Source organism: Terriglobia bacterium (assembly GCA_036496425.1).
In the GTDB taxonomy this organism is placed as follows: domain Bacteria; phylum Acidobacteriota; class Terriglobia; order 20CM-2-55-15; family 20CM-2-55-15; genus 20CM-2-55-15.
The window spans coordinates 1-9990 of the sequence record DASXLG010000078.1 but is presented as its reverse complement, the minus strand read 5'-3'; the positions used below and the strand labels follow the sequence as shown (position 1 = coordinate 9990).

9 protein-coding genes are annotated in these 9990 nt (G+C 59.2%); 5 read left to right on the top strand and 4 right to left on the bottom strand.

Features of this window, described 5'->3' with window-relative positions:
• The 5 genes from rfaE2 to VGK48_05780 form a co-directional block, all read left to right on the top strand.
• Positions 1-496, top strand: a 496-nt coding sequence (gene rfaE2, locus VGK48_05800) for a D-glycero-beta-D-manno-heptose 1-phosphate adenylyltransferase (protein HEY2380680.1), incomplete at its 5' end; no start/stop codon positions are given.
• Positions 468-3941, top strand: a complete 3474-nt coding sequence (mfd, locus tag VGK48_05795; GenBank protein HEY2380679.1) for a transcription-repair coupling factor — start codon at positions 468-470, stop codon at positions 3939-3941. The genes rfaE2 and mfd, both read left to right, overlap by 29 nt.
• Before the next feature lie 29 nt (positions 3942-3970).
• Positions 3971-5065, top strand: a complete 1095-nt coding sequence (locus tag VGK48_05790; GenBank protein HEY2380678.1) for a peptidyl-prolyl cis-trans isomerase — start codon at positions 3971-3973, stop codon at positions 5063-5065.
• Positions 5066-5086: 21 nt separating this feature from the next.
• Positions 5087-5359: an RNA-binding S4 domain-containing protein gene (locus VGK48_05785; GenBank protein ID HEY2380677.1), complete on the top strand. Its 273-nt coding sequence runs from the start codon at positions 5087-5089 to the stop codon at positions 5357-5359.
• The gene (locus VGK48_05780) at positions 5359-5718 is read left to right on the top strand and encodes a BlaI/MecI/CopY family transcriptional regulator (protein HEY2380676.1); all 360 of its coding nucleotides are present in this window, start codon (positions 5359-5361) and stop codon (positions 5716-5718) included. Before VGK48_05785 ends, VGK48_05780 begins: the two co-directional genes overlap by 1 nt.
• Positions 5719-5788: 70 nt before the next feature.
• Here the strand turns inward: VGK48_05780 and VGK48_05775 are convergent, their stop codons facing one another.
• The 4 genes from VGK48_05775 to VGK48_05760 all read right to left on the bottom strand — a co-directional run bounded on the left by VGK48_05775 (position 5789) and on the right by VGK48_05760 (position 9793).
• The gene (locus VGK48_05775) at positions 5789-7246 is read right to left on the bottom strand and encodes an adenylate/guanylate cyclase domain-containing protein (protein HEY2380675.1); all 1458 of its coding nucleotides are present in this window, start codon (positions 7244-7246) and stop codon (positions 5789-5791) included.
• Between the two features lie 108 nt (positions 7247-7354).
• The gene (locus VGK48_05770) at positions 7355-8410 is read right to left on the bottom strand and encodes a hypothetical protein (GenBank protein HEY2380674.1); all 1056 of its coding nucleotides are present in this window, start codon (positions 8408-8410) and stop codon (positions 7355-7357) included.
• Positions 8407-8994, bottom strand: coding sequence for a hypothetical protein (locus tag VGK48_05765; protein ID HEY2380673.1), 588 nt, complete (start codon positions 8992-8994; stop codon positions 8407-8409). Before VGK48_05765 ends, VGK48_05770 begins: the two co-directional genes overlap by 4 nt.
• Positions 8984-9793, bottom strand: coding sequence for a hypothetical protein (locus tag VGK48_05760; protein HEY2380672.1), 810 nt, complete (start codon positions 9791-9793; stop codon positions 8984-8986). The genes VGK48_05765 and VGK48_05760 overlap by 11 nt, the downstream gene beginning before the upstream one ends.
• Positions 9794-9990 lie beyond the last annotated feature (197 nt).

Below are 9990 nucleotides of genomic sequence, written 5' to 3'. Positions count from 1 at the left end.
CGCATCCCTCCAAGCTGTAGCCGGGGAAGTCCGCAATCTTCAGGCAGCCGGCAAAAAGATCGTCTTCACCAATGGGTGCTTCGACATCCTGCATTCCGGGCATATTGATTTACTGAGCCGTGCCCGCGCCCTGGGCGACGCCCTGGTGGTGGCCATCAATACTGATGCTTCCGTCGCGCGCATGAAGGGCCCGAATCGCCCGATTATTCCGCAGGATGAGCGTGCGGAGTTGCTGGCGGGATTGGAGCCCGTCGACTTTGTCTGCATGTTCGACGAAGACACGCCGTTGGAAGCGATTCTGGCGATCCACCCGGATATCCTGGTGAAAGGCGCCGATTGGACGGCCAACATCGTGGGGCAGCCGGAAGTCGAAGGCTGGGGCGGAAAGGTTGTCGCGCTCGCTCTGGTTCAGGGCCGTTCGACCACGGGAATTGTCGAACGCGTGCTCGATCGATACGGCGTTGCAAATGGAAATCCTCGAAAAGCGAATTCATAAAATCATCGGCCGTATTTCAGACGTCGCCGATTTCCGGCGGATTGCGGCCGAGACTCTGCGCGGCGAAAGCGACGTCATCGTCTCCGGATTGACCGGGAGTTCGCGAGCTCTCTTTATCGCCGGCCTGTGGAATTCGCTGCGCCGCCCTGTGATCGTGGTGACTCCCCAGGATCGGGCGGTCGAAGCGCTGGCAACCGATATCCGGTATTTCCATGGCGAATTGAATTCGAATGGCGGCAATCGCGTCAGCGCATTTCCGGCCTGGGAAACCGATCCCTACGCCGGTCTGACCCCACACGCCGATATCCAGCAGGCGCGCGCGACGACCCTCTGGCGGTTGCGCAACAAGCAGGTCGACATCGTCGTCACGTCGATCCGGTCCATGGCGACGCGGCTCGCTCAACCCGCGCAATTCGACACCTACAGCCTGCACGTGACGAGCGGCGAAGATCTGTCGCCCGAACTGCTTATCGAGCACCTCACGAATGCCGGCTATCTGCGGCAGGAACCGGTGAGCTCGCCCGGAGAGTTTTCGGTGCGCGGCGGAATCGTCGATATCTTTTCCCCGTTAATGCGCAATCCCGTCCGGATCGAGTTCTTCGGCGACAGCGTCGATTCCATTCGAGAGTTCGATCTGGACGACCAGCGCTCCCGCGGACCCGTGCAGTACATCGACCTCCTGCCGATGCAGGACACCGTCATCACCAAAGAAATGCTGCGCGACTGGGGCGGCCGGGCCCGGCAGCATTGGCCCGATGAGGACTTTCAAAAAGACCTCAACGAGAAGCTTGTCTTTGCAGATAACGGCGAACTCTTTCCGGGCGCGTCCTATCTAATGCCGCTGGTCCGGCCGATGGAGGCCACGCTGCTCGATTATGCCGATCCAGCCATTCTGATTCTGGATGAGCCCGAGGTTGTCGATGAGGCGCATCAAAAGTTCTTCGATGCGCTCGGGCAGCGCTATGAGCAAACCCGCGATGCCGGGGGCGTGGTGCTCCCGCCCGGGGATATCTTCGTGTCGCCGGATCAGCTTCGCCAGCTGGCGGCCAACAACCGTCGATTGCACCTGGAGGAACTGGGCTCCACCGGCAGCGCCTTCTTTGTCAAAGGCCAGCCCAGCGTGAAGTTTCATAGCCGCGTGAAAGATATGGCTGAAGTCATCGGGAAATCGCACGAAGCCGGACACGAAGTCGTCCTGCTCGGCAGCACCGTCGGCATGGCGGAACGTCTCCGCGACATCGTCCACGAGTACGGAATTCCATTTCGCTGCGAATTCGGCGAGCAACCGCTGCGTTCGCCGGACGACACCACCGTGCCGATTATCGGCATCGGCCGGATCTCCGGGGGTTTCCGCCTGCCCGATATCGGCCTTGAAGTTTATGCGGAGACCGACATCTTCGATGAGTCGGAACATCTCGCGCCGCAACATCGCCGCCGCCAGAAGATTTCGTCATTCGTCTCCGACCTTCAGGATCTCAAGCCCGGCGATTACGTGGTGCATATCGATCACGGCATTGGAACCTACAACGGCCTGACGCTGGTTCACGAGCGGGAATGCATGGTCCTGCTGTACCAGGGCGGCGACCGCCTCTACGTTCCGCTCGACCGCCTCGATCTGATCCAGAAATATTCCTCGACCGAAGGCGCCAAACCGCAGCTCGATAAGCTGGGCGGCACCACCTGGATAGCGCGGAAGACCCGCGCCAAGCGTGCCATCAAGGATATGGCTCAGGAACTCCTGAAGCTTTACGCCGAGCGGAAGGTCGCCGGCGGCTACGCCTTCTCCAGCGACACCGAGTGGCAAAAGGAATTCGAAGAAGCCTTCCAATATGATGAGACGCCGGATCAACTGACCGCCATTGCGGACATAAAAAAAGACATGGAGTCGCCATTGCCGATGGACCGCCTGGTCTGCGGTGACGTGGGCTACGGCAAAACCGAAGTGGCCATGCGCGCCGCGTTCAAGGCGATCAACGACGGCAAACAGGTCGCGGTGCTGACTCCCACCACGATTCTCTGTTACCAGCATTTCGAAACCTTCAAAGAGAGATTCGCCGCGTTTCCGGTCTCGGTTGTCATGCTCAGCCGTTTTGTCGGCCCGAAGGAACAGAAAAAAATTGTGGCCGATATCGAAGCCGGCAAAGTCGACATCGTCATCGGCACGCACCGCCTGCTCTCCAAAGACATCAAGTTTCAGGATCTCGGCTTGATGATCATCGACGAAGAGCAGCGCTTCGGAGTGGCGCACAAGGAGCGGTTGAAGCAGATCAAGAAGCAGGTGGACGTCGTCACCATGACGGCGACGCCGATTCCCCGCACGCTCAACATGGCGCTCAGCGGCCTGCGCGATATGTCCGTCATTGAAACGCCGCCGCGCGACCGCCTGGCGATTCAAACCGTCGTCGTGAAGTTCAAACCGGCCGTCATTGAAAACGCGATCAACTTCGAACTCGATCGCGGCGGCCAGGTGTACGTCGTGCACAATCGCGTCGAGTCGATCTATTCGCTGGCCACCTTCATGCAGAAAATCTGTCCAAAAGCCCGCATGGGTGTCGCTCACGGCCAGATGGGCGAGAAGGAACTCGAAACCGTGATGACCCGCTTCATGCACCACGAGTTCGACGTCCTGGTGGCCACGACCATCATCGAAAATGGTCTCGACATACCACTGGCCAATACCCTGATCGTGAACCGGGCCGACCGTTACGGCCTTTCGCAGCTGTATCAGCTCCGCGGAAGGGTGGGAAGATCCAATCGCCGTGCTTACGCCTACCTTTTGGTTCCGTCTGATGAGACGTTGACCCAGATCGCGCGCCGGCGCCTCGCCGCGATCCGGGAATTCAGCGAGTTAGGAGCGGGGTTCCGCATCGCCGCACTCGATCTCGAGTTGCGCGGTGCGGGAAATCTGCTGGGCGGCCAGCAGCACGGACATATCGAGGCCATTGGATTCGACTTGTACTGCCAGTTATTGGAACGAACGATCGAGGAGGTTCGCACCGGAGAAGTCCTGCCGGAAGTCGAGACGGCGATTAACCTGCGCGTGGACTTGAAAATTCCGCCCGACTTCATCGAGGAAGAGGTGCCCCGGCTGCGCATCTACAAGCAGATTGCTTCGACCCGCAGCGAAGCGGACCTGGACAACCTCTATCGGGATCTCGAGGACCGCTTCGGAGAATTGCCGCTGCCGGTGCGCAATTTGCTGGAATACGCCAGGCTTCGGGTTCTCGGCCGCGCCCGGGGCGTAACTTCTATTGAAAGAACAGCTCAGGGCATCGATATCAAGTTCCACGAGACCGCCCGTATCGATCCCGAGCGGGTGGTGGAACTTGTGGGTGGGGGAAATGGCGTCACTTTTGCTCCTCCGGCTACATTGCGGCTCCAGCCGCCGGCGCGGCCGGCGGACCTGTTCAACCGTTTGGAAAGCGTTCTGCGCGATCTGGCGTGATAAAATGAGCGCTACATTGAGGAGTGCCTATGTTTCAAAAGATTGCCGCCCGGGCTATGTTGGCCGGGACTGTGTTGCTGATTCCGTCCGTTGCTGTCAGGGCTCAGACCCCTGCCGTTAAGGCTCAGACCCCGAACCAGACAACCGGAAATGTCTTTACGGGCACGAAAAACATCGAATCGATTGTCGCCTGGGTCAATAACGACATCATCCTGAAGTCGGAGTACGACAAGCGAGTCGATGAGATCCGCCAGCAGTTGGCCAAAGACCAGAAACTGAAGGGCGCACAACTGGACCAGGCCATCAAAGAGCAGACCCGGGGCGCGCTGGCACAGATGATCGACGAGCAGCTGTTGCTTCAGCAAGCTAAAGAGCTGGGCATCACCGCCGACCTGGAAGTCATCAAAGCGATGGAAAAGATGCGGCTGGACCGCAAGCTGGCGTCGGCGGAGGCCCTCGAAAAAGAAATCATTTCTCAGGGGTATACGGTCGACGAAGTTAAAGACAATATCCGCACCTCGTACCTGACGCAGACGGTCATGCAGCGCGAAGTCTTCAGTCGTGTGACGATCACAAATGAGGACGTGCGGAAATACTACGACCAGCACCAGAAGGACTTCGACCGGCCCGCCGGCATTCATTTGCGCGAAATCACGGTTCTGACCGAGAACCGTGGGCCGGACGAAATCGCCAGCCAGAAAAAGAAAATCGAGGAAGCTCTAGCCGCCGTCAAGAAAGGTGAAGATTTTGCGACCATTGCTTCCAAGTATTCCGAATCTCAGACTGCGGCCGACGGAGGCGACTTCGGTTTCTGGACCAAGGGCGAGTTGTCGCCTTCCCTTGAAGCCGTCGTCAGCAAACTCGACAAAGGGCAGGTGACCGACGTTCTTCCGGTTCAGGGCGCTTTCATGATCATCAAGCTGGACGAAAAGCACAATGGAGGCATCCTCCCGTTCGAGCTTGCGCAAAAAGAAATCCAGGATCTGCTCTGGCGCAAGGCGCTCCCGCCCAAGGAGAAGGAGTATCTGACGAAACTCCGCAACGAGGGCTTCATCCGGGTTGCCGACGGTTACGTAGATGCCAACTCGGCCACGGCTGCGGAGAAGGTTTCCGAAAATAAATAAAAATCGCCAGGCCTGCCCGCAATGGACCGGATGCGTCTCGACCTCTTTTTAAAGTGGAGCCGCGTGATCCTGCGCCGCTCGCTCGCCAAAGACACGTGCGACGCAGGACGAGTCACGGTGAACGGACAGGAGGCGCGAGCAGGCCGGGAAGTCCACGTCGGCGATACCATCGCCGTCCGATTGGCCCGCCGCCGGCTCACCTTCCGCGTTCGCTCGATTCCTCTTCACGCCCCGGGTAAGGAAGGCGCGCGCGAAATGGTCGAACTTCTGGGCTCCGAAGCGTTGGAAACGTAATGCTGACCGCGCTTGAACTGGACATCATGAAAGCGGTCTGGCGGAGCCGTCCAATTACCGTCCGTGATGTTCAGGAATCCATCCGGCCCGGACGAAAGCTCGCCTACACCACCGTCATGACCATCATGGACCGGCTCTATCACAAGGGCTGTCTCAGCCGCACGCTCCGCTCCCGCACCCATTACTACGATCCCGCGATCGATTTCACGGATGTACGGGATGAAGCCCTGGATCTGCTGATCAAAAATTTTTTCGGATCCAAAGAAAAGCTGCAGGAATTTCTTGAAGGCGGAGAACTCGAACCGCCACCGCCCGTCGCTGTAAGAGCCCCATCACGTCTCGACGAAACCCTGCTGTAATTCAACATGGTGTGTGTCTGTCCCCCTGATACAGGGGGACAGACGCCGCGAAGCGGCGGCAGGGGGTCGCTCACACACCCGGTTGAACTCCATGCAGCACGGCGTACGTCTTTATCGGTTCCGCGCGGCCTTTCACATGGACGTCCCCGATCGTCTTCACCTCGAAGTGGCCGCGCACCGCATCATGCGTGAACTCGCTGATCAGAATATCGGCGGCAAATTCCTTGGTAGCCGTTTCCAGTCTCGACGCAATGTTCACCGTATCCCCGATGGCCGTGTATTCCATCCTCGCCTCCGAACCGATGTTCCCGACAATCGCGTGTCCGGAATTGATCCCGATACCAATGTTAATTTTCGGCCGCCCCTGGATTTCCCACTTCACGCTTAACCGTCTCAGCTCGCTCTGCATCTCGATCGCGGCAAGGACCGCGTGTTTTTCGTGATCGGGATCTTCGGCCGGCGCCCCGAAGATGGCCATGAGTCCGTCACCCATGAACTTGTCGAGCGTCCCGTGATGGCGGAACACGATGTCCACCATGGCCCGGAAGTATTCGTTCAACAGCTCGACAACGTCTTCCGGTGTACGGGTCTCGGAAATCGTGGTGAAGCCGCGGATGTCGGAGAATAACGCCGTGATCCGCCGGCGGTCGCCGTGCAGAACCGGAACCTGGCCTGAACTCACGATACTCTCCATGACCTGCTGCGAGACATACCGCGCGAAAGCGGTCTTCACCATCTCGCGTTCGCGCAGTCCGTCCACCATCTTATCGATGGCCCGGGTCACATCTCCGAACTCATCGTTCTTATGCGTGTCGGATTTGACGTCCAGGTCGCCTTTGCCGATTCTTTCGAGTGTCGCGCGCAGGGCGACCAGCGGCTGCGCCACGTGGTCGGAGAGCCAGAAGGTCACGCCGAAGCCCAGGATCAGCGAGATCACGACCGATCCGGCGGCGGCCCACAATAAAGGCCGCAGATCGGCCAGCACATTGTTGGCGGAGATATCGACCTCGACGATCGCCACCAGCATGCCGGCGCTGTCCCGGATCGGCGCATAGCCGGACAACCAGGTTCCGGTCTTGTCCGTGAAGAAGTCCTGATCCACGTAAGCATGGTTGACGTAGAGCTTTTCCCCGGGATACGGAAAGACATCGCCGACGTGCGCATGCTCCTTGAGGTCTTCCTCCGGATCGACCACATAGCCGAGATTGTTCGCGTTGCCGGCCAGCGGCCGCAGCGTATAGATGTACTTCACATAGTTGCCGTCATTCCGGTTCCGGTCGCGGATGCGCCGGAGCAGGCTTCGCAGTGAGATGTACGGCGGAGAGTCTTCATCGGCGCGTGTCCGGATCGACGCGTGCAGATCTCCGTCAACCGCCGTCGCCGTGGTCGAAGCGATGGAAAGAACCTTGCTTCGAAATTCATTGAGCAGATACCGGTGCGCCAGCTGATACAGGAAAATCAGCGAGATCACATTGACGCCGATGCCTGCACACAGAAAACCCACCCGCAGCTTTGTACGATACTTCATGGCTGAACATTGTATGTTCGCACCTTATCAGGGGACAGTCCACTCTCCCCCTGATAAGGGGGAGAGCCGGCGGAGCCGGCAGGGGGTCGCTCACACAACGTGTTGCCATCAAATCGCTTCCAGCTCGGCCTGCAGCTTATCCCCGACAGCGTAGATGGCGTGCTTCACATATATCCACGACAACACCGAAATCGATGTCGTGATCACAACCCCCACGGTCCGGAACAGCGTCGCTCCGTGCCCGTGATCGGAAAGCCATGGCAGGACCGCGTCTGCCATTGACAGGGCGATCTGAAGGTAAATCAAACCCTCCATGGCGATATGGAACAAACGCAATGGTTCGCCTTTCGAGAGTTCTCGCGCCAGATTGGCCAGCATCCGCTCGAGCTGGACCTTCTCGCTGGTGAATAACGTCAGGATGATGGGCCCCCTCATCAATGCGATCTTTGCAGATGCCTGCCAGAGAGTGAAAGTCGCCAGCGGGCAGAAGCCGCGAAGGAAGTCCGGCCAGTAATGCGGAATATCGGTCACGTTCACCGCGACGAGAAAATAAAACGTCAGCCACCACATCGCCGTCAGCCGGCGGACGCGCTTGTAAAGGACCGGGAGCGGTATCTTCGCGCTGTCCGCCGGCTGCCGGTCCGGTTCGGGCCGGTGCATCACAACCAGTCTCAGCACGGAAAGCAGCGGAATGCAGAGCGCCGCGCCGCACCACAGGTCGGCTTCGGGCAGCGCCCACGACGGCTCCGCCTTCAACATCAATGCCTGCGCCGCCAGGACGGAAACCAGGGCCATGCAGCCCTGACCTCCGGCCGTCAGGAAATCGTCCGCCGTCTGCGATAAGCCTTTCCGTCTCCTGGCTCCGTACCTGTATCCGTCGTACACTTGCAGGCCGCCGATGACCGCGATCCACACCATCGCTTTACCTGCCGATAGGCTGGAGGTGCCAAAACAGAACACCGTGAGCGCCACCGAGCCGATGGTGGAATACAGATTGAAGCCCGCCACCACCTGCTTGCGATACTCCGCGGGCAATAGCGCAAGGGTTTCGATCGCCAGCCGCAGCGGAGTACGGGCCCGCTTTTTCAATCCGGCCCACTGAGCCTGGCGAACGCCGTGCGGCAGAAGGTACTCGAGTCCCGAAACAAAACGTGTGTTTTTCATGCGAATTCTCCCAGAAAATCGGCCACAGCGCCGGCTGTCGCCTGCGCCTGAGCAAGAGAACGCTCCCCGGCCATGGTTGTCATGAAGTACCGCACGCCCTCGTTTTCCGGTTCCCTGACCGGGTCGGCCAGCCGCCATTGGAGCATTTTCTGGCTCTCGAGCCGGTGGAGCGATGCGATCGTGGATGCCAGCAGGACATCCCTGCCGCAAATTTCACTGACCTTTTCCGTAATATCCGCGCCGTCGCCCCGGCCGCTCAGCTCCACGACCGCGGTCAGCACCAGCTGATCGAACGGCCGCAGCGGTACGATCAGGTCTTGCGGGACCAGCCGCCCCTGCTGGCGCAGAACATCCAGCGCGTAGGCGACATCCTTCTGTATAGCGGCCTTTGCCTCGGGGCCGAGCGCGATCTCGTGTTCCGGCGCCGTACCCGGCGACGTGGCCCACTCGTCGAAAAACTCGGCAATCGCATAGCGGTATCCCGGGTAGATCTGCTGCCAGCGGTTCAGGGCTTCCTTGCTCGGCGTCTGCTCCTCGATCAGGATCTGATGGCAGATGGCCTCGAACGAAAGTTTAGTTTTCATCGCCTTCTCCCATTAAAAGGTTGCGCAGCGCCTTCATGACGGTATCGATCCGGTATTGGACTGTGGATTTCGAGACTTCTTGCCGCCGCGCAATCGAGTCCTTTTCCGGATCCTTCGAGAACATCGGCACGTCCTCGCAGTGGAACAACAGCGCTGCTTCCACATACTCCGGATCGAATTTGCCGCGCACTTTCTCGAGCGCGCCGCGGCAGAGTGCCTGATTGCTCGACACGATAGCCTCCGCTTCCGGGTTCGGCCGTCCGTCCTCGAGCCGCTTCAGCCGATCCAGATCGTCGGATTCCTCATCCGCCTCGACTATGTCATCCTGTTCCCGCCGGCCGCCCGTGAGCGACCGTTGATAACGGCGTTTCGCATCGCAGGTTCGCGCTTGGACGCCCGGCGCGAAAACCACCTCGAAAAAATCGGCGCCTTCGTCGAGCTTGGCCGGGAGGATGAGCTTCAGAGTCTCCAACCGGACGTCCGAGCAGATGTCCTGGATGGCATCCTCCCCAAGATGCCGAACCAGCCATCGCGCCTGACGCTCGAGGCGGGCCATGAGCTCCTCCACCAGCCGGGCATAAAGCTCTTCGCCGAAGGACTTTCCGCGGCGGATCAGATACACGATGCATTCGCTGTACAGATCAGGCACTTCCAGTATCAGTAGCGACTCCACCAGCCCAACGACCCAGCGCAGCTGGGCTTCGACATGCGGCAGCCTTTCGTAACGAGTGCCGTTCGGTTTCAACATGGTCAGCGGTTCAACAAACGCCGCCGGCCCCATTTCGTGCGGATTGCTCATTTCATGTTGTCTCCCCGGTTTGATGTGCTACTCCTGAACGCACCAAACCCGTTCGATTCCAAAGGCGGCTCCAACCGCCTTTGCCTGTACTTGTGAAAAATAGCCCTCTAATACATAAGAGCGCCGAGAAAGCAAAAAAATACACCTCCCTGAAAAAAAACTTGTCATAGAGGATCGAGTACCCCGACCAGTTTCGG

What these genes read in the sequence shown, in the direction of transcription:
- mfd (HEY2380679.1), top strand. Translation starts at nt 468, where the DNA reads ATGGAAATCCTCGAAAAGCGAATTCATAAAATCATCGGCCGTATTTCA.
- VGK48_05790 (HEY2380678.1), top strand. Translation starts at nt 3,971, where the DNA reads ATGTTTCAAAAGATTGCCGCCCGGGCTATGTTGGCCGGGACTGTGTTG.
- VGK48_05785 (HEY2380677.1), top strand. Translation starts at nt 5,087, where the DNA reads ATGGACCGGATGCGTCTCGACCTCTTTTTAAAGTGGAGCCGCGTGATC.
- VGK48_05780 (HEY2380676.1), top strand. Translation starts at nt 5,359, where the DNA reads ATGCTGACCGCGCTTGAACTGGACATCATGAAAGCGGTCTGGCGGAGC.
- VGK48_05775 (HEY2380675.1), bottom strand. Translation starts at nt 7,246, where the DNA reads ATGAAGTATCGTACAAAGCTGCGGGTGGGTTTTCTGTGTGCAGGCATC.
- VGK48_05770 (HEY2380674.1), bottom strand. Translation starts at nt 8,410, where the DNA reads ATGAAAAACACACGTTTTGTTTCGGGACTCGAGTACCTTCTGCCGCAC.
- VGK48_05765 (HEY2380673.1), bottom strand. Translation starts at nt 8,994, where the DNA reads ATGAAAACTAAACTTTCGTTCGAGGCCATCTGCCATCAGATCCTGATC.
- VGK48_05760 (HEY2380672.1), bottom strand. Translation starts at nt 9,793, where the DNA reads ATGAGCAATCCGCACGAAATGGGGCCGGCGGCGTTTGTTGAACCGCTG.